24 protein-coding genes are annotated in these 25,006 nt (G+C 60.7%); 12 read left to right on the top strand and 12 right to left on the bottom strand.

Annotation, left to right across the window (positions count from 1 at the left end; genetic code table 11):
• The first annotated feature begins 75 nt into the window (after positions 1-75).
• The 8 genes from ACP15W_RS11195 (at position 76) to ACP15W_RS11160 (ending at position 7,137) form a co-directional block, all read left to right on the top strand.
• Positions 76-387 carry a hypothetical protein gene (locus ACP15W_RS11195; protein WP_424932976.1) on the top strand — a complete coding sequence of 104 codons (312 nt, stop codon included), beginning with the start codon at positions 76-78 and terminating at the stop codon, positions 385-387.
• A 103-nt stretch (positions 388-490) separates the two neighbouring features.
• Positions 491-802 carry a sarcosine oxidase subunit delta gene (locus tag ACP15W_RS11190; protein ID WP_424932975.1) on the top strand — a complete coding sequence of 104 codons (312 nt, stop codon included), beginning with the start codon at positions 491-493 and terminating at the stop codon, positions 800-802.
• A complete protein-coding gene (locus tag ACP15W_RS11185; protein WP_424932974.1) occupies positions 799-3,804 on the top strand; it encodes a sarcosine oxidase subunit alpha family protein in 3,006 nt (1,001 codons plus the stop codon). Before ACP15W_RS11190 ends, ACP15W_RS11185 begins: the two co-directional genes overlap by 4 nt.
• Positions 3,797-4,375 carry a sarcosine oxidase subunit gamma gene (locus ACP15W_RS11180; protein WP_424932973.1) on the top strand — a complete coding sequence of 193 codons (579 nt, stop codon included), beginning with the start codon at positions 3,797-3,799 and terminating at the stop codon, positions 4,373-4,375. The genes ACP15W_RS11185 and ACP15W_RS11180 overlap by 8 nt, the downstream gene beginning before the upstream one ends.
• 118 nt (positions 4,376-4,493) lie before the next feature.
• Positions 4,494-5,195, top strand: coding sequence for a transporter substrate-binding domain-containing protein (locus tag ACP15W_RS11175; RefSeq protein WP_424932972.1), 702 nt, complete (start codon positions 4,494-4,496; stop codon positions 5,193-5,195).
• 24 nt (positions 5,196-5,219) lie between these two features.
• The gene (locus ACP15W_RS11170; protein ID WP_424932971.1) at positions 5,220-5,909 is read left to right on the top strand and encodes an ABC transporter permease; all 690 of its coding nucleotides are present in this window, start codon (positions 5,220-5,222) and stop codon (positions 5,907-5,909) included.
• Positions 5,899-6,588: an ABC transporter permease gene (locus ACP15W_RS11165; RefSeq protein WP_424932970.1), complete on the top strand. Its 690-nt coding sequence runs from the start codon at positions 5,899-5,901 to the stop codon at positions 6,586-6,588. The genes ACP15W_RS11170 and ACP15W_RS11165 overlap by 11 nt, the downstream gene beginning before the upstream one ends.
• Positions 6,589-6,594: 6 nt before the next feature.
• On the top strand, positions 6,595-7,137 hold the full coding sequence (locus ACP15W_RS11160; RefSeq protein ID WP_424932969.1) for an RSP_2648 family PIN domain-containing protein: 543 nt from the start codon (positions 6,595-6,597) through the stop codon (positions 7,135-7,137).
• On the opposite strand, the gene ACP15W_RS11155 is transcribed toward ACP15W_RS11160, so the two are convergent.
• Complete coding sequence (locus ACP15W_RS11155) at positions 7,138-8,349, bottom strand: polyhydroxyalkanoate depolymerase (protein ID WP_424932968.1); 1,212 nt, start codon at positions 8,347-8,349, stop codon at positions 7,138-7,140.
• 112 nt (positions 8,350-8,461) lie between these two features.
• Here ACP15W_RS11155 and ACP15W_RS11150 point away from each other — a divergent pair, with 112 nt between their 5' ends.
• Positions 8,462-9,118, top strand: a complete 657-nt coding sequence (locus ACP15W_RS11150; RefSeq protein WP_424932967.1) for a glutathione S-transferase family protein — start codon at positions 8,462-8,464, stop codon at positions 9,116-9,118.
• A gap of 115 nt (positions 9,119-9,233) precedes the next feature.
• Here ACP15W_RS11150 and ACP15W_RS11145 read toward each other — a convergent pair whose 3' ends face one another.
• The 4 genes from ACP15W_RS11145 to ACP15W_RS11130 all read right to left on the bottom strand — a co-directional run bounded on the left by ACP15W_RS11145 (position 9,234) and on the right by ACP15W_RS11130 (position 12,416).
• Positions 9,234-9,992 carry a helix-turn-helix domain-containing protein gene (locus ACP15W_RS11145; RefSeq protein ID WP_424932966.1) on the bottom strand — a complete coding sequence of 253 codons (759 nt, stop codon included), beginning with the start codon at positions 9,990-9,992 and terminating at the stop codon, positions 9,234-9,236.
• A gap of 212 nt (positions 9,993-10,204) precedes the next feature.
• A complete protein-coding gene (locus ACP15W_RS11140; protein WP_424932965.1) occupies positions 10,205-11,257 on the bottom strand; it encodes a patatin-like phospholipase family protein in 1,053 nt (350 codons plus the stop codon).
• Entirely contained in the window at positions 11,254-11,634 is a 381-nt protein-coding gene (locus ACP15W_RS11135) for a pentapeptide repeat-containing protein (RefSeq protein WP_424932964.1), read from the bottom strand. Before ACP15W_RS11135 ends, ACP15W_RS11140 begins: the two co-directional genes overlap by 4 nt.
• Positions 11,631-12,416 (bottom strand): 3-hydroxybutyrate dehydrogenase, encoded by a 786-nt coding sequence (locus tag ACP15W_RS11130; RefSeq protein WP_424932963.1) that lies wholly within the window; start codon positions 12,414-12,416, stop codon positions 11,631-11,633. The genes ACP15W_RS11135 and ACP15W_RS11130 overlap by 4 nt, the downstream gene beginning before the upstream one ends.
• A gap of 265 nt (positions 12,417-12,681) precedes the next feature.
• Here ACP15W_RS11130 and ACP15W_RS11125 point away from each other — a divergent pair, with 265 nt between their 5' ends.
• Complete coding sequence (locus ACP15W_RS11125; protein ID WP_424932962.1) at positions 12,682-14,502, top strand: extracellular solute-binding protein; 1,821 nt, start codon at positions 12,682-12,684, stop codon at positions 14,500-14,502.
• A gap of 37 nt (positions 14,503-14,539) precedes the next feature.
• Here the strand turns inward: ACP15W_RS11125 and ACP15W_RS11120 are convergent, their stop codons facing one another.
• The 6 genes from ACP15W_RS11120 to ACP15W_RS11095 form a co-directional block, all read right to left on the bottom strand.
• Entirely contained in the window at positions 14,540-16,360 is a 1,821-nt protein-coding gene (locus tag ACP15W_RS11120) for a putative bifunctional diguanylate cyclase/phosphodiesterase (protein WP_424932961.1), read from the bottom strand.
• A 12-nt stretch (positions 16,361-16,372) separates the two neighbouring features.
• Positions 16,373-16,921 (bottom strand): heme NO-binding domain-containing protein, encoded by a 549-nt coding sequence (locus tag ACP15W_RS11115; RefSeq protein WP_424932960.1) that lies wholly within the window; start codon positions 16,919-16,921, stop codon positions 16,373-16,375.
• A 56-nt stretch (positions 16,922-16,977) separates the two neighbouring features.
• Positions 16,978-17,838: an NAD-dependent epimerase/dehydratase family protein gene (locus ACP15W_RS11110; protein ID WP_424932959.1), complete on the bottom strand. Its 861-nt coding sequence runs from the start codon at positions 17,836-17,838 to the stop codon at positions 16,978-16,980.
• Positions 17,838-18,659: a glycosyltransferase gene (locus ACP15W_RS11105; protein WP_424932958.1), complete on the bottom strand. Its 822-nt coding sequence runs from the start codon at positions 18,657-18,659 to the stop codon at positions 17,838-17,840. Before ACP15W_RS11105 ends, ACP15W_RS11110 begins: the two co-directional genes overlap by 1 nt.
• A 96-nt stretch (positions 18,660-18,755) precedes the next feature.
• Positions 18,756-19,976 (bottom strand): NAD-dependent epimerase/dehydratase family protein, encoded by a 1,221-nt coding sequence (locus ACP15W_RS11100; RefSeq protein ID WP_424933397.1) that lies wholly within the window; start codon positions 19,974-19,976, stop codon positions 18,756-18,758.
• Between the two features lie 193 nt (positions 19,977-20,169).
• Positions 20,170-20,904 carry a DUF502 domain-containing protein gene (locus ACP15W_RS11095; protein WP_424932957.1) on the bottom strand — a complete coding sequence of 245 codons (735 nt, stop codon included), beginning with the start codon at positions 20,902-20,904 and terminating at the stop codon, positions 20,170-20,172.
• 250 nt (positions 20,905-21,154) lie between these two features.
• Between ACP15W_RS11095 and ACP15W_RS11090 the strand changes: the two genes are divergently transcribed.
• Together ACP15W_RS11090 and gyrB are read left to right on the top strand one after the other, a co-directional pair.
• Positions 21,155-21,736: an N-acetyltransferase family protein gene (locus ACP15W_RS11090; protein WP_424932956.1), complete on the top strand. Its 582-nt coding sequence runs from the start codon at positions 21,155-21,157 to the stop codon at positions 21,734-21,736.
• Between the two features lie 156 nt (positions 21,737-21,892).
• Positions 21,893-24,310 (top strand): DNA topoisomerase (ATP-hydrolyzing) subunit B, encoded by a 2,418-nt coding sequence (gene gyrB / locus ACP15W_RS11085; protein WP_424932955.1) that lies wholly within the window; start codon positions 21,893-21,895, stop codon positions 24,308-24,310.
• A gap of 240 nt (positions 24,311-24,550) precedes the next feature.
• Here gyrB and ACP15W_RS11080 read toward each other — a convergent pair whose 3' ends face one another.
• Positions 24,551-24,946, bottom strand: coding sequence for a carboxymuconolactone decarboxylase family protein (locus tag ACP15W_RS11080; protein WP_424932954.1), 396 nt, complete (start codon positions 24,944-24,946; stop codon positions 24,551-24,553).
• Between the last annotated feature and the right edge of the window lie 60 nt (positions 24,947-25,006).

The following is a 25,006-nucleotide window of genomic DNA, read 5'->3' as shown; positions in this document are numbered from 1 at the left end:
TCCGCGCGTTCGTCCGTAACGACATGGTATATACGCCCGAACTGTCTGTTAGATCAGCAGGGAAGGTTGGCCTCGATGCGCATACGATCTCAGATGAAGCGCCTCATCTGGCTTCATTGTCTCGGTATGCTTGCCGTCGTGCTCGGGCTCATGGGCTACTGTATTGCCCTCGACACCATGAGCGTGCACCTCGCGGTTCTGGCGGTGCTCACGACAACCGGTCCGCTTGTCAGTCGCGTTTTCGAAGGGCTGATCCGGCGTCGCCAGCGCGTGCTCGGGCTCGACATGAACTGCCTGGAGGCAGACGACGAGGTTCTGATCGCGCGCACATTGCCGCTGGCGCTTCCGGTAATCGGCACGATCTTCGCCTGGTTCGTCGTCCTCTAGCTGCGCCGGGGTTTGCTTGCGTAGTAGCGGGTGGCGAAACTTGCCAGCCGGAGGCGAGGCCGGCATTCCTTCAATCCCTGTTGCTTGTCCAAAGGTGGGTCCCGTGCTCGAACTGACCTGTCCCTATTGCGGCGTACGCGCCGAGGAGACCGAATTTCACCCCGGAGGAGAAGCGCATCTCAAGCGTTTTGGTCCGGGTTCATCAGATGATGAATTCACGGGCTACCTGTTTGAGCGCAGGAACCCACGAGGCGTGCATTTCGAGCGCTGGCGTCATGTCTATGGCTGCGGAAAGTGGTTCCACGTGGCACGTTGCACCGCGACCCTTGAAGTGTTCGGCAGTTATTCCGCCCAGCTCGCCGAACCGCCAGCAGACATTCTTGCACGCGTTTCCGAGAAGGGATTACGCGCATGAGCGGACGTCTGGCGAATGGCGGCCGCCTGATCGACAGGAACCGGCCGGTCTCGTTTACTTGGAACGGCAGGCCGCTATCGGGGTTTGCCGGCGATACGCTCGCCTCCGCGCTTCTCGCCAACGACCGGATAATGGTCGGGCGGTCCTTCAAGTATCACCGGCCGCGGGGCATTGTCGCTTCGGGGGTTGAGGAGCCCAATGCGCTTGCAGGGCTCGGGGAGGGCGCACGTTTCACTCCCAACGCACGAATGACGACGACACCGCTTGTCGCGGGCCTGGAGGCGAAGAGCCAGAACCACTGGCCCAGCCTTGAGTTCGACGTGGGTGCGATCAACGCGAAGCTATCGAAACTCTTTCCTGCGGGTTTTTACTACAAGACCTTTATCCATCCACGCGCCGCCTGGAAGCATCTCTTCGAGCCGGTGATCCGGAAATCCGCGGGGCTGGGTGCGCCCCCGCAAGAGGCCGATGGCGATCGCTACGAATATTTCTATGCCTTCGCCGATGTCGTCATTGTGGGTGGTGGCGTTGCCGGTCTCGCGGCGGCTCGTGCAGCGGCTGGGACTGGCGTTCGCGTACTGGTGATGGAGCAGGGCGGCCATTGGGGTGGCCGCTCGCTTGTTGATGGCGGTTCCATTGAAGGGATGCCCTCGGCCTCTTGGATTGATCGGGAAGTGGCTGCGCTCAAGGCAATGCCCAATGTCTCCATGCGGCTCGGCTTGATGGCCGCAGCCTCCGAGGATCACGGCTACATGCTGGCGTCGGAAACCCTGTCGGGTGAGGAGGGCCCTGCCGAGCGGCTTTGGCGCATTCGGGCAAAACGCATCGTGATGGCGACTGGCGCAATCGAGCGGCCCATTGCATTTGCGGGCAATGATATTCCGGGTGTGATGCTGGCCTCTGCGGTGCGCGATTTTGTCGAACTTTGGGGAGCGAGCCCCGGCGACCGGACAGTAGTGGTGACAGCATCCGACGATGCATATCGCACGGCGCTTGCGCTGCATTCGGCCGGCCTTGCGGTGCCCGCGATCATCGATGCGCGGAGCGAAACCACCGGGGCGCTGCCGCAGGAGGCGCGCAATCGTGGCCTGAAAATCCTGGAAGGCATGGCCGTGGCCGAGGTGCTGGGCAATCGGCGGGTCAATGGCGTTCTTGTCGCTCGGATGGACGGTTCGGGCGGCGCGGGGGAGACCATTCCCTGTGATGCGGTTGCCATGTCGGGGGGCTGGTCACCGGTTGTGCATCTCTGGTCCCATTCCGGTGGAAAGCTCAACTGGGACGAGGCGGCCTTGCATTTTGCGCCTGACCGGGCCCGGCCCCCTCGAGGCGCGGACGGTGCTGGTTTCGTGATCCCGGCGGGGGCCGCCTCCGGTGTGTTCGGGCTGGGCTCCTGTCTGGAAAATGCTCACCGGGCAGGGCATTGCGCGGCCGAGGAGATCGGTTCGACCCCCGGCGAGGATCTCGCACCCACGGCTGAGGACGTAGCCGAGGCCAGCCCCATGGCGGTCTGGATCATGCCGGCAAGAGCGGACAGTCATCTCAAGGGCAAGGCGTTCCTCGACTATCAGAACGATGTGAAGGTCTCCGATGTGCAACTCGCGGCATCCGAAGGCTATCGCAGTGTCGAGCATACCAAGCGCTACACGACGCTCGGCATGGCAACGGATCAGGGAAAACTTTCCAATATCAACGGACTGGCGATTCTTTCGGATGCGCTGTCCCAACCCATCCCAGCAACCGGCACCACAACGTTCCGTCCCCCCTACACGCCCGTGACGCTCGGAGCATTGGTGGGCGAAGCGCGCGGACCACTCTTCAAGCCGGTCCGCCGCACTCCGATGGATGCAAGTCATGACAAGGCGGGTGCGCATTGGGAGCCGGTAGGTGACTGGCGGCGACCCTATTGCTTTCCACTTCCGGGCGAGAGTGTGGAAGGTGCGGTAGCCCGTGAAACGCTCGGTGTTCGCACAAGTGTCGGGCTGTTGGACGCCTCTACCCTTGGCAAGATTCTGGTGAAGGGTCCGGATTCGGGCGTTCTGCTTGATCGGCTCTACACCAACATGATGTCGACGCTGGCCGTCGGCAAATGCCGTTACGGGCTGATGTGCACCGAGAACGGTTTCCTGTTCGATGACGGTGTCGTGGTCCGACTGTCGGAAGACAGTTTCCTCTGCCATACGACCACCGGCAACTCCGATCGGGTGCATGCCTGGATGGAGGAATGGCTGCAGACCGAATGGTGGGACCTTAATGTCTACGTGGCGAATGTAACCGAATCCTGGGCGCAGGTGGCCGTCGCCGGTCCGCAGGCGCGCACACTGCTCGAAACGCTCGGAGGCGATATCGACCTTTCGGCAGAGGCAATGCCTTTCATGGCATGGGCGGCAGGCACGATTGGGGGAATGCCCGCACGCGTCTATCGCATCTCCTTCTCCGGGGAACTTTCCTACGAGATTGCCGTGCCAGCGCGACGTGGGCTCGAACTCTGGGATCGGCTTCTGGAGGCCGGGCGACCGTTTGGGGCCGCGCCATACGGAACCGAGGCGCTCCATATCCTGCGGGCCGAGAAGGGCTTCATCATGATCGGAGACGAGACCGATGGAACCGTCACGCCGCAGGATCTGGGCCTCGGTTGGGCGATCTCTAAGAAGAAGGCCGATTTCATCGGCAAGCGAGCGCAGGAGCGCAGCGACCTGGTGAGGCCGGACCGGCTCCAACTCGTGGGACTTCTGACCGAGAACGGCGCCGACGTGCTCCCCGACGGGGCGCATGCGGTAGAAGGCTCGGGGCCCTTCGTGCCGCCGATGCGGACCATCGGTCATGTCACATCGAGTTACTTCTCTCACAATTGCGGTCATTCGATTGCGATGGCGCTGATCGAGCGAGGTCGCGAACGAATGGGCGAGACGCTGGCCTTCCCGATCGACAAGGTGCGGACCATTCGTGCGCAGGTGGTCGAGCCGGCATTCTTTGACAAGGAAGGGAGCCGTCTGCATGGCTGATACTTCTGCCTCCGGCGCGACGGTTTCCCGGCTTGCCGAACCGGGAATGATCACCCTTCGAGGCGACCTCGGTAGCGAGCCTCTCGCACAAGCCCTTCAGGATATCACTGGCTGTCCGATACCTGAGACGCGCCGGATCGTCTTCCCCGGTCAGATCGGTGTGGCGTGGATGTCGCCCGACGAGCTGATGATCTTCTGTTCCGGACAGTCAGCCCCCGCAATTGCAGCCGGTCTTGAAACAGCGCTCGCCAAGGAGCATGCGCTGGTGCTCGATGTCTCGGACGCGCGCGAGATCTTCCGGGTGGACGGGCCGTTTGCCCGTGAGGTGATCGCCAAGGGCGCGCCTGTGGACCTCGCCTACGAGGCCTTTGGTGTCGGCGACTTTCGCCGGACGCGGATCGGTCAGGTTGCCGCGGCAATCTGGATGCCCGTGCCCGAGCGGCTTGAACTCATGTGCTTCCGCTCGGTGGCCGATTATATGGCTCAGTGGCTTGATACCTCTACGCGTGACGCAGCCTTTCCGGGCATCCTCGGGCCTGCCAAACCCTCCATTGATGCGCAATCGGCTTGACGCCGCCCTCCCCCGCTTTAGGCTCCGATCGAACCAGTTAGCGGGGAATGAGGTCTCGATGATGTGCAGGTTTCTGGCAGCGGCGTCCGCATTGTGCATGGCGGCAGCAACGCCTGCCTTGGCGTTGAACATTTGTGTCGAGGGCGCATACCCTCCATTCTCCGAAACGGCAGAGGACGGATCGGTTGTTGGCTTCGACATCGATATCGCCAACGCACTTTGCACCGAAATGGCGGTTGAGTGTGAAATGGTGAAAACCGATTGGGACGGGATCATACCGGCCCTTCTGGAGCGCAAGTGCGACGCCATCGTCGCGTCGATGTCGATCACGCCCGAGCGCTCCCAGGTCATCGACTTTACCCACAAGTATTACAACACGCCCGCCCGGCTGATTGCGCCGGAGGGCACAGACCTGGTGGATAGCCCTGAAGGCATGGCTGGAAAGCGGATCGGCGTTCAGCGCGGCTCCGTGCACCACGGCTATGTGGAAGCGGCTTATCCCGACGCGGACCTTGTGCTCTACGGCACCCAGGACGAGGCCAATCTCGATCTGCTGGCGGGCCGAGTGGATGCTGTCATGGCGGACTCCGTCGTGCTCGATCTTGGCTTTCTGCAGACCCCGGACGGCGAGGACTTCGCGTTCTTCGGTGAGCCGCACCTTGACCCGAAATATCACGGCGATGGTGTGGGTATCGGCATTCGCAAGGGAGAGGACGAACTGCGCGAAGATCTCAACGGTGCGATCGCGGCGATCCGCGACAGCGGGAAATATGACGAGATCGCGTCCGAGTATTTCGAATTCGACATCTATGGCGAATAACGACATCCTGTCGGGATCGCGGCAATGGAAAGCCTGATCAGATACGCGCCTCTGCTTGCGGGCGGCGCGCTCGTGACGGTTTCGCTTGCCGTGATCTCATTGTTCCTTGCAACCTGCCTCGGCGCGCTCGGCGCGGCGGGGCGCATTGGCGGCTCCAAATTTGGAAAAGGGGCCGTGCTTGTCTACACGACCATGGCCCGCGGCATTCCCGACCTTGTCATGATCCTGCTGGTCTATTTTGGCGGGCAGCGACTGGTGAATACGATCCTGAATGCAGTCGGTGGCGAACCGATCAACGTTTCGACGTTCTGGGCAGGCGTTGTCGCAATCGGTTTCATTTATGGCGCCTATCTCACGGAAACCTTTCGCGGCGCTTATCAAACCATTCCGAAAGGCCAAGTTGAGGCTGCACAGGCCCTCGGCTTGCGCGGTTTCATATTGCACTGGAACGTGACGATTCCCCAGCTCATCCGCTTCGCGCTCCCCGGCTACGCCAATGTCTGGCAGGTGTTGGTAAAGTCCACTGCGGTCGTATCGGTGATTGGGCTGAAGGACCTTGTCGGTCTCGCGAACGATGCGGGGAAAACGGCGCGTGAGCCCTTCATCTTCTTTGTCGCTGTTCTCGCAGTTTATCTCCTGATCACATGGGCTTCGACGCTGATCTTCGAGCGGATCGAGAAGCGCTATTCGGTGGGAATGGCCAATGCGCGTTGATCTCGTCCTCGAGCATTGGCAGATGTTTGCAGGTGGTGTCTGGCTTACCTTGCAGCTGACCTTCTTGTCGCTCGCTATCGGATTCTGCATTGCCCTACCATCGGGCATCGCCCGTGCCCGCAGAAAGCCAATCTGGTCTCCGATTATCAACGGCTATGTCTACCTTTTCCGGGGCACACCGTTGCTCGTGCAGACTTTTCTTATCTACTATGGGCTGTCGCAGTTTGACTTTGTTCGCGATAGCTGGGCTTGGATTATCCTCCGCGAACCATGGTGGTGCGCACTCATTGCATTCTCGTTGAACTCAGGGGCCTATGCCACTGAAATCATTCGCGGAGCCGTTGAGACGACTTCGAAGGGCGAGATGGAAGCGGCAAAGGCCCTTGGTCTCTCGCCGCGACAGGCGGATTTCCTCGTGCTGATCCCGTCCGCCCTGCGCCGCGCCTTGCCGCAATATGGCAACGAGGCTGTCTTCATGCTGCACAGTTCCGTCGTGGCGAGTGTAATTACGTTGCAGGATATCCTCGGTGCGGGCCGCACACTGAATGCGCGCTATTATCTTGCCTATGAGGGCATTCTGACCGCGGCGTTGCTCTATATGGCAATCACCTTCATGCTGGTCTGGGTATTCCGGGGGCTTGAAGGCCGCTATCTCAAACACATGCAATTCGGGCGCTAGGGCAGGGTGCGGGCCTGCCTGGATGCGTGCGTGCTGTTTCCGAGCGTGATGCGGGAAATGCTGCTTTCCACAGCGAATGACGGCGGTTTCGAGCCAGTCTGGTCCGAGCGAATCCTGGAGGAATGGGCGCGCGCGACCCGACGGCTGCCGGAAGGAGCCGAAGCGTTCGCACGCGAAGAAATCGCGGCGATGCAAGCGCACTGGCCAGACGCGATGGCGGATGTGCGTGAGGAGCAGTTGCAGGCAATTGCGCTGCCTGATCCGGATGACGCGCATGTGGTCGCAGCGGCCCTGGCGGGTGCAGCGGACGTGATCGTGACTTCCAACCGCAAGGACTTTCCCAATCGGGCTCTGTCGCGCCATGGTGTGATCCCGCGCGATCCTGATGGGTTTCTCCTTGAAATCCATCTTACAGAACTTGATCTCAGAGGGGTGGCTGCGCGTGTGCGCGAAAGAGCCGAGTACGTTTCCGGACGTGAGCAACCATTGAGGGCGTTGCTCAAGCGTGCGGGTATGCCGCGGCTTGGCAAGGCCCTGGCGAGCAGTTGATTATTCCATCGCAAGGATCAGGTTGCGAACCATCGGATAGATTTCCTTCTCCCAACGCTTGCCATTGAAGACACCGTAGTGCCCGACATTGGCCTGAAGGTGATGGCGTTTGAGGTGTGGGCGAAGGGAGGAACAGAGATCGTGCGCGGCCGTGGTCTGGCCGAGGGAGCAGATGTCATCACGGCCTCCTTCGACGGTCAGAAGGGCAGTCTTACGGATAGCTCCACAATCCACAAGCTCTCCTCGGTAGTGGAATGTGCCCTCCGCGAGCTCGGCGCGCTGAAAAATGCGCTCGATGGTTTCAATATAAAATTCTGCAGAGAGATCAAGCACAGCGAAATATTCGTCGTAGAAGTCTATGGTTTTCTGAGCCTTTTCCATATCTCCATTCGCCAGATTCAGGTAGAGTTTCCTGTGTGCTTCACGGTGGCGATCCATGTTCATCATCATAAAGGCGGTCAGTTGCAGAAAGCCGGGATAGACCTTGCGTCCTGCACCCTTGTAGCGGGCAGGTACGGTCGCGATGACGTTGTTCTTGAACCATTCGAGCGGTTTTTCATTGGCGAGATCATTCACGGTAGTGGGGCTCTCGCGAGTGTCGATGGGGCCGGCCATCAGAGTCATCGTCACGGGCGTGGCGGGGCTTTCTCGCTTTGACATGATTGCAACGGCAATAAGCGCCTGAACACAGGGTTGGCAGACCGCCAGAATGTTGGATCGGGGTCCGAGATGTTCGAGAAACTCGATGATGTAGTCGACATGGTCCTCGATGCCGAAATTCCCTGCCGAAACGGGCACATCACGGGCATTCATCCAGTCGGTGATGTAGACGTCGTGGTCTTGGAGCAACGTTTCGACAGTTCCGCGAAGCAGGGTGGCGAAATGGCCTGAAAGGGGCGCAACCACGAGAATCTTGGGCTGGGGCGTGTCGATGTCCTTCTCGAAGTGCAACAGGTTGCCGAAAGGCTTCTCCAGCTCGACGACCTCCTTGACCGGCACGATCCGATTGCCAACCATTACCTCTTCAATTCCGAAGGGCGGACGTTGGTGCGTAAGCTTGAAGCGCGAGAGCATTTCCAGCGATGCACTGATGTGACCGTGAGTCGGAAGCGTCTTCCACCAGTCCGGCATCGCACCGTTCTTGAAGGCGGAGGCGAGGGTCCGGAAGGGCGCGACGAGATCATCCTGCAACTGGTATGCTTGGTAGATCATGCGTATCTCACTCCATGTTTTCGACGCCTCCAGAAAAAACTAGTGCATTTCATGTTGCGGTGCGAGAAGATTGTAGAGTTACGCAGGTTCGGATGGTGTGCGGGAGCGGGACATGGAAAAAGCGAAACTGACGATCTCTTCGAAGAACTACTCGTCCTGGTCGCTTCGGGGCTGGCTTCTCTGCCGAATGGCGGGGCTCGATTTCGAAGAGGTTCCGGTCGATATGGATGACCCGGAGATGCGTCAGGAACTGCTTCTGCTGTCTCCGTCGGTGCGGGTGCCACGGCTTACCCACAATGGCGCATCGGTCTGGGACACGCTTGCCATTGCGGGCTATCTCAACGAGCTTTTCCCACAAGCCAACCTCTATCCCGAGGATATTCTCGTGCGGGCCCATTGCCGCTCCGTGACGGGTGAAATGCACTCCGGATTTCAGAATCTGCGCTCGGCCCTGCCGATGAACATCAAGGCAAAGCACAAGTCTTTCAAGATCTTCACCGGCGCACGGCCGGATGTGGAACGGATCAAGGAAATCTGGAGCGAGTGCCTGAACGCCTATGGCGGTCCGTTCCTCTTCGGCAAGCAGCCGACGGTTGCGGACGCGATGTACGCGCCTGTCTGCACCCGGTTTCGCACCTATGCCGTGGAACTGGAACCGGAACTCCAGGCCTATTGCGAGACGATTTTCGACTGGGAACCGATGAAGGAATGGATCGAAGGAGCGCTTGCGGAACCCGACGAGATCATCGAGCTCGAGGTGGAATTCTGAAGGACGCGCGTGCGCAAGGGAGGGCGCAATTCATGCCGTTTTGCGAGTATGGAAACGGTATGGAATCGATATGGAAAGCGTATGGCTATTTGTATGGCTCCCGCGTCGCGCGAGGCTAGCCCACGCGGTAGGCCGCAGGCGTGGCGCCGAACTGCCGCTTGAAATGCTGGGTGAAGCGGCTGACATCCCCGTAGCCGACTCGCCACGCGATTTCGGCAACAATCAGCTTGGTTGTGCGGAGCAGCACCGACGCCACTTCCATCCGTTGAAGGATCACGTATTTCAGCGGCGAGAGATTCATGGCCTTCTTGAAGGCCTTCGCAAAATGGGTCGGACTCATGCCGGCGACATTCGCCATGCCCGTCAGCGAAAGATCTTCGGACAGGTTGTCGTGGATGAAATCCACGGCGCGGCGGAGGCGTAGGTCGTCGAGATCCGGCACCCGTATTGAAGCCGGGCCCAGCATCTGTTGCAGCTGCACAACTAGCGCGCGGTCCATCGTCTCTTTGTAAAGTCTCCCTTGGCCGGCGAAGTTCTTCGAGTTCAGGGCCAGTTGTACGGCGAGAGGGTGTATGTCGCCCAGAACGGGCCGGAAATCGGAATTCCGCGGCATGCCGGCTTCCTCGAACAGGCGGGGGTCGATGCTGAGAACCGTGATCTCGTGTTGATCGTCGAACTCGCAGACACCTGACGTTCCTGCCGGCAATATCCAGCCCTGATACTTTTCGACCGGCTTGTGATCCGCCTTGGAGGAACAACAGGAGAAATGGTGCGTGGGCTGATCGGCGCGGAAAATGCCAAGGGAAATGTTGCAGAAGGAGTAATTACACCCTCCCGACGGGAAATTCATTTCCTCTGTCTTGATAGTTGGCATGGCTTGATTATACGATTAACGAATACTGATACAATCATGTAGATCAGGTCAATCTATTGCCAATTTAATCCAGTTAAATATTTGCCCTTGCAAGGCCAAAAGCAAAAATCAGCTTATAGTTGCAATCTGCGGCCGCCAAGGCGTGGCAGGACTGATGCCTTTGCCAGGCCGCCATGCCATTAGAGCGCAGAATGTCTGTGCCGGGGAGCGTGTCAGGAGAAGAGCGTGCGCAGATCCGTGGAGGAGCGCTTGCCAAGATCATCCCGGTGGTCGGACAAGAAGTTGTCCATTGCCGTGCGGCCTGCTTCCATGAGCTGGATCAGGAGCGTCCGGTTGAGCGTAACCTTGGTGGCAATGCCGAGCTGGCTCATGAAGTCATCATCCCGGACCGAGTGGACGTGATTGACCTTCATCGCGTCTTTCTCGAGCTTGCCCTCGTGGATCAGGCGATTGACGAAGTTGATCGCTCGCAACTCGCGCAGAAGGGAAGAGTTGAAACTGATCTCATTGATCCGGTTCAAGATTCCCTGTGCTGTCGTGGGCACATCCTCCCGCTCGAGAGGGTTGATGTGCACGATGATGATGTCCGGGGATTTCGTTGAATTGAAGAGAGGAAACAGGGCCGGATTGCCCATGTATCCACCGTCCCAATAGGCTTCCATCTGCTTGGTCTTGGGATCGTAGATTTCGATCGCCTGGTAAAGCGTTGGCAGACATGCCGAAGCCAGGATTGCATCGGGTGTGATGTCCTTGCCGGTGAAGACCCTTGGCTTGCCGGAGCGCACGTGTGTTGCGGTGATGAAGAGCTTGGGGCCCTGTGTGGCGCAGACCCGGTCATAGTCGAGCAGGCATTCGACCGTGCGGCGGAGCGGGTGGTAGTTCAACGGATTGAGCTGATAGGGGGAGAGCGTGCGAGAAATCGCATCTCCCGCAATCACGGCCGGATTGGCCTCGAGGGCGCGAGCGATGAAGGTGGGGTTTGGCGAGAGCACCTGGAGCCACTCGATGATGGCATCGGCCATGGCGCCATCGAGGCCCGCCAGGCTCAGCCAGAAGTCGGCCAGTGCTTCCCGCGCTCCCTCGCGCCCGTTCCTGATCCAGCCATGCTTGAAGGCTGCGGCATTCATTGCACCGGCGGATGTGCCCGTGATGGCCTCGATTTCGATGTCGGTCTCTTCGAGAAGACGGTCGAGCGTGCCCCAAGTGAAAGCGCCATGCGCGCCTCCCCCCTGAAGGGCCAGATTCACGGCCATTTTCTTGCTCATCGAGACGCGTCTCCTTGCTGGCTATTCCACGCGGAGAAAAGATCGCCCACGGAAACGCCGTCAATGGTCATTCCCGTGCAATCCGCGCTGGTTATGGCGACATCGCGCAGGGAAACGCGATCAAAGGTAGCGCCTTCTAAAGACACATCGGAGAACGTCGCGCGGGCAAAGGAGGCATCCTTCACCCGCGCGCCGCTTGCGTTGACATTGAGGAGCTGGAGGTCGGAAAGATCGACATCATCGAAGGACAGCCTTTCGGCGATGCTGTCCGTTATGTCGCTGTCCGAAAGATTGACGCATGAGAAGCGCGATCCGCAGAGGTGGGTGTTCGAGATGTCCAGCCTGTCCTGCCCGGCCTCCGGCTCCTGATCGGTCAAAGAGCCGTCCAGCCGCCGTCTACCGAGATGGTCGTGCCGGTGATCTGTTCCGCGGCTGAGGAGCACAGGAAGGCCACGGTGCCGCCAAGCTGCTCCACTGTCGCGAACTTCTTGGAGGGCTGGCGCTCGAGCAGGACTTCGCGGATCACGGTGTCACGGTCCATGTTGTACTGCTTCATCGTGTCCGGGATCTGGGCCTCGACGAGCGGGGTCAGCACGTATCCGGGGCAGATCGCATTTGCCGTGATCGGCTCCTCGGCGGTTTCGAGAGCGACCGTCTTGGTCATGCCGACGATGCCGTGTTTCGCGGACACATAGGCCGACTTGTAGGGCGATGCGGTAAGCCCGTGCGCGGAGGCGATGTTGACCACGCGACCCCAACCCTGCTTGCGCATCAGGGGCAGTGCGGCGGCGGTGGTGTGGAAGGCGGACGAGAGGTTGATCGCGATGATCTGGTCCCATTTCTCGGCCGGAAATTCATCGATCGGAGCCACGTGCTGGATGCCTGCGTTGTTGACAAGTATGTCCACAGAGCCCATTGCATCGTTCGCCTTAGAGATGAGTTCGCGGCACTCGTCCCCCTTGGACATGTCGGCCTTTACATAGACCGCCCTGACCTTGTGTTCGTTCGCGATCTTCTCTGCCAGGGCATGATCTTCCGGACGGTCGGAAAACGAGTTGAGGACGACATTTGCGCCCAGTTTTGCAAGCTCTTCGGCGACGCCTAATCCGATACCGGAATTGGAGCCGGTGATGATGGCGCATTTGCCCGTGATCGACATGGATCCCTCGCATTGTTGCAAACAGTGTGCGGAACATATCGCTCGCAGTTGCGAAAGAGCAAGAAACGAAGTTGCGGGATAAAAAAAGACGCCCTCACTAGGAGGGCGTCAAGTCGTTGAGGCAGGTTTCATACAGGCAAGAAACCTATCGAGCAGTGAAACCCTTATACAAAATCAACAATCTATCGCCAAGCCTAAAATCGTGATGCGCACGCCCATAACCCCCTATAAGGTCGATCACAGTTAACGGAGGACATAGAATGTGATGAAAATGTCACGCAATCGTGGGTGGATTTGGGGTTGTATTCTGGCGATCGGACTGCTCCCAGATGTTGGGTCTGCGGAGCCTTCGCATGGCATTGCTATGTATGGAGAGCCGGCTCTGCCACCGGATTTTGTGTCTCTGCCTTATGCCAATCCCGAGGCGCCCAAGGGGGGGCGTGTGATCTTCGGAGAGGTCGGCAGCTTTGATTCCCTTAATCCTTACATTTTGAAGGGAACCGCCCCCTGGGGGGTGGGATCTCACGTTTTCGAGACCCTTATGGCCCAGAATTGGGACGAACCTTTCACGATGTACGGGCTTCTGGCCGAATCAATCGAGACCGGTCCGGAGCGCGACTGGGTCGAATTCACCCTGCGGCCCGAGGCTCGATTCTCCGACGGCTCGCCCGTCACGGTGGAGGATGTGATCTGGTCGATGGAGACCCTGGCGTCCGAAGGACAGCCTCGTTACGCAAATGCGTGGGCGAAAGTGGCACAGGTCGAGCAGACGGGGCCCCGCTCGGTGAGGTTCACTTTCGCGGAAGCTGATCGGGAATTACCTCTCATCATCGGTTTGCGTCCGGTACTTCAAAAATCGGATTGGGAGGATGTATCGTTTTCCGCCTCCTCCCTGAGGGTTCCGACCGGCTCGGGGCCTTATCTCGTGGGGAATTTCGAGCCGGGCCGTTACATCGAGTTCACACGCAATCCCGACTATTGGGGGCAGGATCTTCCTTACAATCAGGGATTGCATAATTTTGATACCATTCGATACGAGTATTTTGTCGATGCGGGGGTGCGGTTCCAGGCGGTGATGGCCGAGGAGGTGAACTTCTACCGCGAGACCTCTCCGATGCTCTGGGAAACCGAATACGGCTTCCCGGCGGTGAGCGCGGGGCGGATCGTGCTCGACGAGATTCCGCATGCGCGTCCTTCCGGAATGCAGGGTTTCGTTTTCAACACGCGCCGCGACCTCTTCTCCGACTGGCAGGTGCGTGAGGCGCTGATCCAGGCATTCAATTTCCAGTTCATCAATCAAACGTTGAACGGGGGGGCGCTGCCGCGGGTGAGCAGCTACTTCTCCAACTCGGAACTCGGCATGTCGGGCGGTGCTGCGGAGGGGCTCGTCGCGGATCTTCTTGCACCTTTCGCCGACGATCTGACACCCGGAACATTGGAGGGATACGAGTTGCCGGTGGCTGATGGCAGCCCACGCAACCGACGCAACATGCGCGCGGCCTCGCGTCTTCTGTCCGAAGCGGGCTGGACTGTGGAGGATGGCGTGCTGCGCAACGGTGCGGGCGAGCCTTTCCGGTTCGAGATCCTGATCTCTGGTGTAAGCGATCGCTGGGCCGGGAATGCCGAGGCGGTGGCGAATCTTTATGGTGATAGCCTGCGCCAGCTCGGCATCGAGATCGCGATCGAGCGGGTCGACAGCGCGCAATACAACGAACGCATCAGCGCCTATGACTACGACATGATCGTGGGCGCGTGGAATCTCTCGCTCAGTCCGGGCAACGAGCAGTATCTCTACTGGGGCAGCAACGGGGTGGAAACGCCCGGCACGCGCAATTACGCCGGAGTGGATTCGGCCGCGGTCGATGCCTTGATCGGGGAGCTGCTTTCCGCGCCGGATCGCGAGGGGTTCGTTGCGGCGGTTCGGGCGCTCGACCGGGTGCTGACCGCAGGGCGCTACGTGGTGCCGTTCTGGTTCAATGACGAGAGCTACATCGCCCACGCGGCGAACCTGCACTTCCCGGAGGAGCTTCCGGTCTATGGCGACTGGATCGGCTGGGCGCCGGAAGTGTGGTGGGCGTCCGAATAGGGCAAGGGAGGAGGAGCGCTGCCGGCGGAAGCAGGGATCAACTGGCGAGCTGCACCGGCTCCTTCTGCCAGTTCTCGATCCAGAGCAGCGCTTCCTCTTCCTCCATGGGGGCGGCGAAGAAGTAGCCCTGAAACAGTCGGCAGCCGTTGTTGACCAGGAATTCGAGTTCCTCGCGGCGCTCGACACCTTCGGCCAGAACTTCGAGACCCATCTGGCCCGCCATTGCCAGCATTGAGCCGGTGACACGCAGGAGTTTCGGATTCTGCCCAAGGCCAGACACGAAGGAGCGGTCGATCTTGAGCATGGACACCGGAGCCTCGATGAGAGTGGCAATCGAGGAATGACCGGTCCCGAAATCGTCGAGGGCGAGCAGGAAGCCGGCGGACCGGAGTGCCTGGCACTGGCGGACGAGAAACGCATCCGACTGATCGAAGAGAATCGACTCCAGAAGCTCGAGCTGGATCGTGCCGGGACCGAGGCCGGACGTGAGCATCTCGTCGAGCAAGTCTTCGACGAATCCGCTCGAGCGCAGGTTAGAGGCGGTCAGGTTCAGGGAAAGCCGCCCGAGGTCCTTGCCGGAACTCAGCCAGCCCGAGAAGACACGCATGGCGCTCTGCCGGACCTGCCGGTCAATCTCCCCCATCAGGTTGGAGCGGATCGCGGCTTCGAGGAAAGTTGAAGGTGGAAGCGTGCCGTGGCGGGGGTGATTCCAGCGCGCGAGAACCTCGAGCCCGTGAATCTGGCCGGATGACAGATCGACCTGAGGCTGGAAATACGGCACGAACTCGTTGTTCCGGATGCCGGCCTCGACCTCCGCTATCAGGGATTTGGTTCGCTCCTGTTCGCGGATCATCTCGGGTTCGAGAAGTGTCGTCGAGTTTCCGCATTCCTTGGCATTGTAGAGCGCGATGTCCGAGTGGCTGAGCAGCCGGCCGGCGTTCAGGCCGCCACCGGGCCGGAAGCGGGCGATGCCGATGCTGGCGCCAACCTGGCAGACATGCCCGTCCGCGCGGACCGGGGCCGAGATGCATGCGATCAACTCGCTGGCCATTCGGGTCAACTCGGCGTTTCCAGGCGCGCGGGTGAGCACGAGCGCGAACTCGTCCCCCCCGATCCGGGCGGGGAGATCGCCGGGACCTGCCACTTCCTGAATGGCGCGGGCCGTGTGTATCAGCACCTGATCTCCCGCGTTGTGCCCGAAGGTGTCATTCACGGATTTGAACTTGTCGAGGTCGATATGCAGAAGAGCGTGGTCCGAACCGGGCTGTGCCTTGCCCTCGAGCAATTCGTCGAGTCTTCCATGAAGCGCGCGCCGGTTTCCGATTCCGGTGACAGGATCGATATAGGCCTTGCGCTCGGCTTCCTCCTTGGCGGTCGAAAGTTCGACTGCGAGTTTCTGGCTGTCCTCAAGCAGTGTCTTCTGGGTTTCGAACGTGAAGAAGGCGTCGACGGTCGAATCATTTGGCTTGAAATCGGCGCAATTGAGTTCAAACCGCTCGAAAATTTCCTTCAAGTCTGCGCAGAAGGCGAGGTCCACGAAGCATCGAGACCTGTCGCAACTGAGCGGTGCAACCACGGCGCGCAGGCTGATCGGTTTTCCGTCGGCGCCCTTTACCCGCACGTGCAGCTTTGCGCTCAAGTGCTTGCGCAATGCGTCGGCATTGGTGACGCGGCGCGGTTTCTCGACCGTGAAGACCTCGAAGAATGAGCGATCCACGAAATCGGCCCCGACGACCTTGCGCAGGGTCGGGCCCATGGTTTCGATTCTTGCGGCGGAATCGACGGTAACATGCAAGGGAAACAGCATGTCCATAACGTCGGCAGAAAGTCCGAATTTCGCACTCGCATCGATGGTCATGAAGCCCGGTCCCTAGCTCTGCATCGTTATTTCGAAGACATCATGATCGGATTGGTCGCCACGATGTATCATGTGGCGGATCTCGATCACGTCTCCCGTCTCGGCGGCGAGGCCGTATAGCAACCCGATGACCATGGGAGCGAGCCCTTCGCGGTCCGAGAAATAGTGAAGGTGGAACCTGCGGTCCTCGATCACCTCCAGTTCAAAGGAGGGTGGATTCAGGCCGGGCATGGACGTCACGATCCGGTCGTGCATGTCATCTAGCCAGCGCAAGCGTTCGACGAATGTGCGCCCGGCCAGCCGCATCAGGCTTCCGAACCTGGTCGTTCCGGCAAACTCGAGCCAATATTCTCCGAAAACCTTGAGCACGTCGTTGGCGGGAAGGCCAGTATGCTGGCTGATGGCGCCGACGAGGTCATAGGTCAGCGTATCGCTGTAGTTGGTCATGCGCTCGAACTCGGTGCACTTCAGACCGGCTGTGGCACAGATGTCCCGCCAGGCTTCCTGCCCGTGGTTCTCGACGATGAAGGAACGGATTCCCTCATTGATCATGCCATACATCAGCCATCTCCAGCTCCCGATCAGGGTGGAGATAGCTGATTTGACTTACCGTCAGTTTAATCGCGGCTCATCCGTTCGAGTGACGCGGCGCTGAGGTAATCTGCGAGGCGCCTCATGCCTCCGGGTGACCAGCCCATGTCCTGGAGCTTCTGTGTGTCCATGATGCCCGGTGGCGTCCCGGAGAATCGTTCGGGTGGGGGGTGTGGGCAGCCGATGCGCTTCTGGACGCGCTCGAGCAGGTCGTGGCGGTCGAGCAGGATGTCCGAGGCATTGAAGGCGCCCGCTGCGCCTGACTCGACGAGAAGCAGAACGGCGGCGGCAAGATCCTCACCATGCAGTTCCGTGCCCATGCGCGCCTTGATTGGCTTGCCGGCAAGATAGTCCGTGAACAGGTCTCGCCACTTGTCTCGACCATTGCCCGGTGCGGTGCCGTAGATGCCGGTGGCCCGGACCGAGGCGGCGGTCAGGCCGGGGCGGTCGGCCAGGTTTTTTTCGAGGGAGAGCTTGAGCTTGCCGTAAAGCGAGTCCGGTTCCGCCGGGTCCGTTTCGCGCAGCGTCTCGCCGCGGCGGGCATCGGCGTAGACCGCGCGGGAGGATAGAAATACAATACGGGAGGCCCCTGCGCGTTCGGCGGCGTCAAAGAGCGCGACCGAGCCGTCATGGTTTCGGGCCCAGAAGCCTTCAGGATCGTCGCCTTCGCCGCCGCGATAGGCGCCCGGAACATGATCATAGGCGCAGTGGACGAGCGCGTCGGCCCGGGGCAGGACAGGAGAAGGGTCGGTCAGGCTCCAGGGGTGGAACGCATGGGGAGAGAGCCCGTTTCGTCCCAGCAGGATCACTTCATGGTTCGATGCGTGCAGCTTCTCGGCGATGAAACGGCCGACATAGCCCGTGCCGCCGGTGAGGAGCACATGCATCAGGTGGCCGCGCCTCTCGGTCCGGGCAGAGCGGAAATGTCGGCCGGAATGCCCTTGCCGGTGTAGAAGGCCCGCCAGAGGTCGATGAGCGGCTGGAGCTTCTCCGCCTTGGGGTGATCTTCCTGCCAGGGCTTTTCATACTGGAAGTGCAGGACGCGGATCATCGACCAGTCCCAGAGGTCGGGCATGTTGAACCAGACATACTGCAGCATGTTGTCGTAGACCGTGAGCCCGTTCCACTCCGGGAAGAAGTGCTGCAGGAAGGTCTGGTCGGTGCGTTTCCAGAAGGCGCCTGGTGTGTCGAGCGCCGTTAGCATTGCGTTGAAGGTCGCCTCCGAGGGCCGCGCGGCGAAGACACCGGAGTTCATGCGGCGGAAATCGACGAGGCTTTCGTAGACATTCGGGGCCGCGGAGAACTCGGGGTAGTCGAAGAGGCGATCGAGGTTTCGGAGGACGAGCGCGTCGGCGTCGATGAAGACGATCTTCTCATACCGCGTGAGCTGCCAGAGGCGCAGCTTGACGAAATTGTCGAGCGGCGTGTGGAAGCTCGGTTTTTCGCCCTTGGTGAACGGGTTCTTGCCGTGGATCTCGCGCTTGGCGTGGGCGTTGTTGAACGCGGTCGAGGTGGGCAGAAGGTCGGCCTGGAAGAGCGTCGCGCCGAGTGCGGTCAGGGGGGCGAGGGTTTCGGATGCGACGGCCCCGGTGTGCATGACGACGATATCCGCGCGGGTGCCGGTGTGGCGGATCGAACGGACAAGCGCGATGGCGCCGGGCAGGTAGGCGTCGTTGGTGACAAGGGTGACGTAGGCGCGGCTGGTCATGCAGGCAAACTCGAGGAAGGGGCCGCGCCGAGCGGTGGGCCGGGCGCGGACGGGCGGTCCGGAGCCCGAATGCTCCGGGTGCCATGCGTCAGGAGATCAGGAAACCGACTTGAGGTTGCGGTGTTCCGGATCGCGCTCGACGACCTTTGCGATTTCCTTGGTCCAGGCCGACACGGCGGCCACGCGGCTGCGATCGACGCGGTAGGAATACTTCTTCGAGACCTCGACCACCTCTTCCAGCAGACCTTCGGCCAGGGTGATCGGATCGAGTCCGAGGGCCAGGAACTGCTCGTTCTTCACGATCAGATCGTTCTCGGCGGCTTCCTTGCGCGGGTTGGGCAGCCAGGCGATATCTGCACCCGTGAGCTTTGCGACCATCTCGGCAAGATCGCGCACCCGGTGGGTCTCAGTCATCTGGTTGAAGATCTTGACCTTTTCGCCGCGCTTGGGCGCATCCTTCAGAGCCAGTTCGATACAGCGCACCGAATCCTGGATGTGGATGAAGGCGCGGGTCTGACCGCCGGTGCCGTGCACGGTGATGGGATAACCGATGGCGGACTGGATCAGGAAGCGGTTCAGCACGGTGCCGTAATCGCCGTCATAGTCGAACCGGTTGATGAGCTGCTCGTGGCGGCGCGTCTGTTCGGTATGGGTGCCCCATACGATGCCCTGGTGAAGATCGGTGATCCGGAGCCCGTCATTCTGGGCATAGAACTGGAACAAGATCTGATCGAGCGACTTGGTCATGTGATAGACCGAACCGGGGCGCGTCGGGTAGAGGATGTCCATATCCTTGACCGAGCCGTCGAGGGTCTCGACGCCGACGTTCAGGTAGCCTTCGGGGATGGCGGCTCCGATCGTGGAATAGCCGTAGACGCCCATGGTCCCCAGATGGACCAGATGCGCGTCGAGATCGATTTCCACCAGCGCGTTCAGCAGGTTGTGCGTCGCGTTGACGTTGTTCGAGACCGTGTAGTTCTTGTGACGGTCCGACTTCATCGAGTAGGGCGCGGCGCGCTGCTCCGCGAAGTGGATGATGGCGTCCGGTTTTTCCTCGTCCAGCCACTTCTTGAGGATCTCGTATTCCTTGGCGAGATCGATCAGGTGGAAGTGGATGCGTCGACCGGTTTCCTGATGCCAGATCCGGCAACGCTCCTGGATCGAATCCATGGGCGTCAATGACTGGACACCAAGCTCGGTATCGATCCAGCGCCGGCTGAGATTATCGACAATATGGACTTCATGCCCGGCTTCAGACAGATGCAGCGATGTCGGCCATCCTACGAAGCCGTCACCACCCAAGACCGCGATCTTCATCGGTCTATCCTTTCCCATCACCAATTTTCCCGCTCTTTACCCCCGGTATGTGACACTATGTAGACAGAAACGTGTCAAGACCAACCCTTCCGGCGGTCTGTTGCCGAAGAGAAACCCTGGTGTGTGACAAGTGTCACGGGGCTTTTGCAGGCTGAAGGAAGCAATCTCTACGCCCCCGTGGGGCGCGCGGCCTTCATCCGCGCGTGCGACGAGCGCGCTGAGATCCGTTTCCGTTTCCACCGTTTCCGTTCCCGGACGAGCGCGGAGGCCGGGGGTATTCCGGCTCCACGAGACCTGCGGAGATGATGAGCTTGGCGGCTTCTTCCACGCTCATGTCCAGAACATGCAGATCCTTCCGGGGCACGAAGAGCAGAAAGCCCGAAGTGGGGTTCGGCGTGGTCGGCAGGAACACACTGACCAGTTCTTCCTCGCCGGATTTCGCCTTGATTTCACCCATCGTGTCGGTCGACACGAATGCGACGGCCCAAAGCCCGCGGCGTGGATATTCGATCAGGCAGGCGTTCTGGAAGGAATTGCTCTTCTGGCTGAAGATCGTTTCCGCGATCTGCTTGATGCCATTGTAGATCGAGCGGACGATCGGCATGCGTTCGACGATGCCCTCGCCCCATGTCAGGATGCGGCGTCCGATGAACCCCTTGGTCATCGCACCCACGAGGGTCGTGAACGTCAAGAAGACCACGACGCCAAAGCCGAAGATGTTCCGGCCGAACACGTTCTCGGGGTTGTAGCGGCTCGGGATCAGTGGAACGACGCGGGAATCCACGAAGCCGATCGTCACCCAGACGAGATAGATGGTCAGGAAGACCGGCAGAACGACGACAAGGCCGGTCAGAAAATCGCCTCTGAGCCGCTGAAGGAGCGGCGGTTTCGGCGGCTGCTTTCTGCGGCGGGTGGGCTTTCGGGCCATATGGTCCATTTCCTCGGCGAATATCGATAGTTAGCGTGCTCTTCGGCATCGCACAAGAACCGCCGACCGGAACAGTGCGATATGATACAGTTCTCGGGAGTGTGAGCTTTGTCACGGCGCGCACCGGTCTCAGGTGCAACAAACTTCGTAACCAAAACGTAACGGACATATCGGCACGACATCAATAGATGAGGCAGGCACCCGCATTGTGCCGCTCCATGGCGGGCCGGGATCGAATTCAGGGGTAGGCATGACAGTCGAAAGCTGCGACCGGCCGGGGCAAGGGATCGGGCTCCGACCAGCCAAACCCGAGGATCTGTCCGATATGGTCCGGCTCGTCGATTTCATGGGTGAGGGGCCAGCGCTGCAATTCTGGCGTGGACAGGCGCTGCCCATCGAGCGGGCCTGGCAGGGTCAGGGTTTGTCGGGCCCACCGCCACTGGCAACCTCCTGGCGCAGCGCGGTCATTGCGGAGATGGAAGGCGAGATAGCCGGTCTTGCAGTCATCGCGCCACTCGTTGAGCAGGACGCAACTGCGCGGCGTCTCCCCGGGCTCGTGCGTCCCTTGCAGGAACTGGAGAATCTGGTGCCGGGCTCGCTCTGCATTCATGTGCTTTCCGTCTATCCGGCATATCGGCACAGATCCGTCGCGCGAACTCTTCTTGGGCATGTCCTCGGCAAATCCGGCGGCCGGGACGTTTCGGCAATCTGTGCGGCGGGCAACTTTCCGGCGATTGCGCTCCTGGCCGGATCCGGCTTTCAGCCCCGTGCGGTGCGGCCGAGCGAGGCGGGCGACTACATGCTCTATCTCCGTGCCTTGGGCGCCGGCTGAACTGCGAAGCGGCACCCGGGCGGCGCAAGGGGAATTCGAATATGGTTAACGCATTGAAGCGGCGTGGCTTTCGCTCGCTGCGCCGGGAGGGTTGGGGGTGACATTCCCTTTCACTGCGAGTAGACTGCCCGCTCAACAAAAAGGATGCCCCCGCGAATGGCCGAACCCGCCCGCCTGCCAGACGAATATGGCGCAGATTCCATCAAGGTTCTCAAGGGATTGGAGGCCGTTCGCAAACGGCCGGGGATGTATATCGGCGATACCGACGACGGGTCTGGGCTACATCATATGGTGTACGAGGTCGTCGACAACGGGATCGACGAGGCGCTGGCCGGTCATGCGGACAAGGTGACGGTCACCCTGCATGCGGATCATTCGGTCAGCGTGAGCGACAACGGTCGGGGCATCCCAGTTGGCATTCACGAGGGCGAGGGCGTTTCGGCGGCCGAAGTCATCATGACCCAGCTCCACGCGGGCGGAAAGTTCGACCAGAATTCCTACAAGGTGTCGGGCGGTCTGCATGGCGTCGGCGTTTCGGTGGTGAACGCGCTGTCGGACTGGCTCGAGCTTCGGATCTGGCGTGAAGGTTACGAGCATTACGCCCGGTTCGAACGCGGCGAGACGGTGGAGCCGCTGAAGCGGGTTGCCCCGGTGGGCGAGAGGTCCGGGACGGAGGTGCGGTTTCTGGCTTCGACCGACACGTTCTCGAACCTCGACTACAATTTCAAGACGCTCGAGCACAGGCTCCGCGAACTGGCGTTTCTGAATTCCGGTGTGCGCATCGCGCTGCGCGACGAACGCTCGACGGAAGTCCAAGAGGCGGATCTCTTCTATGATGGCGGGGTGCGTGAATTCGTGCGCTATCTCGACCGTTCCAAGACGCCCCTGATTTCCGAACCGGTGTTCATCTCCGGCGAGCGGGACGGCATCGGGATCGAGATCGCCATGTGGTGGAACGACAGCTATCACGAGAGCGTTCTGCCCTTCACGAACAACATCCCGCAGCGCGATGGCGGAACGCATCTTGCCGGGTTCCGGGGGGCGCTGACTCGCACCATCAACAGCTATGTGGGCACGAGCGGTCTGGCGCGGAAGGAGAAGGTCAATCTCTCGGGCGACGATGCGCGCGAGGGTCTGACCTGCGTTCTGTCCGTGAAGGTGCCCGATCCGAAGTTCTCTTCCCAGACCAAGGACAAGCTGGTTTCCTCCGAGGTGCGGCCCGCGGTCGAGGGGCTCGTGAACGAGAAGCTTGCGGAATGGTTCGAGGAGAACCCGGCGGATGCGCGCAGCATCGTCGGCAAGATCGTCGAGGCCGCACTTGCCCGCGAAGCGGCGCGGAAGGCGCGCGAGCTGACCCGGCGCAAGACGGCAATGGATGTGGCGAACCTGCCCGGCAAGCTCGCGGATTGCCAGGAAAAGGATCCCTCCAAGGCCGAGATATTTCTCGTCGAGGGTGACAGCGCGGGCGGTTCGGCCAAGCAGGGGCGCCACCGGCAGAACCAGGCGGTGCTGCCACTGAGGGGCAAGATCCTCAACGTGGAGCGCGCGCGGTTCGACCGGATGCTTTCGAGCCAGGAAATCGGCACGCTGATCACGGCGCTGGGCACCGGCATCGGGCGCGACGAGTTCAATATGGACAAGCTGCGCTACCACAAGATCGTCATAATGACGGACGCGGATGTGGATGGCGCACATATTCGCACGCTGCTGCTCACCTTCTTCTTCCGGCAGATGCCGCAGCTGATCGAGGCGGGGCATCTCTACATCGCCCAGCCGCCACTCTACAAGGTCGCGCGCGGCAAGTCGGAAGTCTATCTCAAGGACCAGACGGCGCTCGACAACTACCTGATCGAGCAGGGGCTCGACGGCACGACCCTGCGGCTTGGATCCGGCGCGGTTCTGGCGGGTGCGGATCTGGCGCGGGTGGTCGAGCAGGCGCGGCAGGTGCGCGCTGCGCTCAACGCCTTCCCGACCCACTACGCGCGGCACGTGATCGAACAGGCCGCGATCGCAGGCGCGCTGGTGCCGGGCGTGCTCGACGACGATCCGCAGGGCACTGCGGATCGGGTGGCGGCACGGCTCGACCTTATCGCACTGGAATACGAGCGTGGCTGGCAGGGACGGCCAACCCAGGATCATGGCATCCGGCTCTGGCGCACCCTTCGGGGGGTCGATGAGGTGCGCATTCTCGATGGCGGCGCCATGCGCTCGGCGGAAGCACGGCGGCTCGCAAACCATACCGAAGGGCTGCAAGAGATCTACGGCGAAGTGGCGCGGCTTTCCCGCAAGGATCGCGAGATGCTTATCCACGCCCCGAGCGAGCTTCTGGACGCAGTCACGAAGGAAGGGGAGAAGGGCGTCAGTCTTCAGCGCTACAAGGGGTTGGGTGAAATGAACCCCGATCAGCTGTGGGAAACCACGCTGGACCCGGAGGCGCGGACGCTGCTTCAGGTACGGATCGATCAGTTCGACGAGGCCGACGAGGTGTTCACCAAGCTCATGGGTGACGAAGTCGAGCCGCGCCGCGAGTTCATCCAGTCCAATGCACTGAGCGTCGAGAATCTCGATTTCTGATCATCTGGAGTTCGTCTGGTGGGAGTGTCGCCGACGGATATCTTCCGGGTCGCGTGGCCGGGCACCTATCCAACTAGAGCCCCGTGCCGCCATCGCCGCACTATGGATGGCCGGGCTTCAATGCCCGTCCCAGAGAGTTCGGCCCGATACACGGTCCGGCTTGCTCTGTTCGGTCGGGTGGCGCTCGACTGACTGTTCCTGGTTCCGGCGCTGTCACCCTACCGGGACCAGGGATGGGCTTCACTGGCCTGTGCCGGCGTGCATCTTGTCGAATTCGGCTGTGAAAGCCGCGTAGTCGTAGCTCATGCCGTTGAGCACCGTGCTCCACATGCGGACGGCCGCGGCCGCCGCCACTGCTTCTTTGATCTGCGCCTCTGTCGCCCCCGCGGAACGGGCATTCTCGGCGTGGGCATAAACACAGTAGTCGCACGGAATCTGGGCGGAAACCCCTAGCATGACGAGTTCCCTGGTCATGGCGTTTAGTTCCGCGCCCTCGTCTCCGAGGGTCCCGTACCACTGCATCGCTGGCCCGAGCGCATGCGACGGATATGTCTCCGAGAAGAAGCGCGGGGGCTCCTGAGCGACCGAGGTCGTGGTCATCAGCGCGACTGCGGCGACAACGAATGCTGACTTCATGATTTCCTCCAAACAGACTTGCTTGCTTGGCTATTCTGCGCCGCCTGCTTCGCCTTGGAG

Origin of the sequence: Amaricoccus macauensis, assembly GCF_049800915.1 — a bacterium.
In the GTDB taxonomy this organism is placed as follows: Bacteria; Pseudomonadota; Alphaproteobacteria; order Rhodobacterales; family Rhodobacteraceae; genus Amaricoccus; species Amaricoccus macauensis_A.
This window is presented reverse-complemented; position numbering and strand designations above follow the sequence as displayed.

Bases quoted from the DNA above. Each gene is read 5' to 3' on its own strand.
- ACP15W_RS11195 (WP_424932976.1), top strand. From the start codon at position 76: ATGCGCATACGATCTCAGATGAAGCGCCTCATCTGGCTTCATTGTCTC.
- ACP15W_RS11185 (WP_424932974.1), top strand. From the start codon at position 799: ATGAGCGGACGTCTGGCGAATGGCGGCCGCCTGATCGACAGGAACCGG.
- ACP15W_RS11180 (WP_424932973.1), top strand. From the start codon at position 3,797: ATGGCTGATACTTCTGCCTCCGGCGCGACGGTTTCCCGGCTTGCCGAA.
- ACP15W_RS11170 (WP_424932971.1), top strand. From the start codon at position 5,220: ATGGAAAGCCTGATCAGATACGCGCCTCTGCTTGCGGGCGGCGCGCTC.
- ACP15W_RS11165 (WP_424932970.1), top strand. From the start codon at position 5,899: ATGCGCGTTGATCTCGTCCTCGAGCATTGGCAGATGTTTGCAGGTGGT.
- ACP15W_RS11155 (WP_424932968.1), bottom strand. From the start codon at position 8,349: ATGATCTACCAAGCATACCAGTTGCAGGATGATCTCGTCGCGCCCTTC.
- ACP15W_RS11150 (WP_424932967.1), top strand. From the start codon at position 8,462: ATGGAAAAAGCGAAACTGACGATCTCTTCGAAGAACTACTCGTCCTGG.
- ACP15W_RS11145 (WP_424932966.1), bottom strand. From the start codon at position 9,992: ATGCCAACTATCAAGACAGAGGAAATGAATTTCCCGTCGGGAGGGTGT.
- ACP15W_RS11140 (WP_424932965.1), bottom strand. From the start codon at position 11,257: ATGAGCAAGAAAATGGCCGTGAATCTGGCCCTTCAGGGGGGAGGCGCG.
- ACP15W_RS11130 (WP_424932963.1), bottom strand. From the start codon at position 12,416: ATGTCGATCACGGGCAAATGCGCCATCATCACCGGCTCCAATTCCGGT.
- ACP15W_RS11125 (WP_424932962.1), top strand. From the start codon at position 12,682: ATGAAAATGTCACGCAATCGTGGGTGGATTTGGGGTTGTATTCTGGCG.
- ACP15W_RS11120 (WP_424932961.1), bottom strand. From the start codon at position 16,360: ATGACCATCGATGCGAGTGCGAAATTCGGACTTTCTGCCGACGTTATG.
- ACP15W_RS11115 (WP_424932960.1), bottom strand. From the start codon at position 16,921: ATGTATGGCATGATCAATGAGGGAATCCGTTCCTTCATCGTCGAGAAC.
- ACP15W_RS11110 (WP_424932959.1), bottom strand. From the start codon at position 17,838: ATGCATGTGCTCCTCACCGGCGGCACGGGCTATGTCGGCCGTTTCATC.
- ACP15W_RS11105 (WP_424932958.1), bottom strand. From the start codon at position 18,659: ATGACCAGCCGCGCCTACGTCACCCTTGTCACCAACGACGCCTACCTG.
- ACP15W_RS11100 (WP_424933397.1), bottom strand. From the start codon at position 19,976: ATGAAGATCGCGGTCTTGGGTGGTGACGGCTTCGTAGGATGGCCGACA.
- ACP15W_RS11095 (WP_424932957.1), bottom strand. From the start codon at position 20,904: ATGGCCCGAAAGCCCACCCGCCGCAGAAAGCAGCCGCCGAAACCGCCG.
- ACP15W_RS11090 (WP_424932956.1), top strand. From the start codon at position 21,155: ATGACAGTCGAAAGCTGCGACCGGCCGGGGCAAGGGATCGGGCTCCGA.
- gyrB (WP_424932955.1), top strand. From the start codon at position 21,893: ATGGCCGAACCCGCCCGCCTGCCAGACGAATATGGCGCAGATTCCATC.
- ACP15W_RS11080 (WP_424932954.1), bottom strand. From the start codon at position 24,946: ATGAAGTCAGCATTCGTTGTCGCCGCAGTCGCGCTGATGACCACGACC.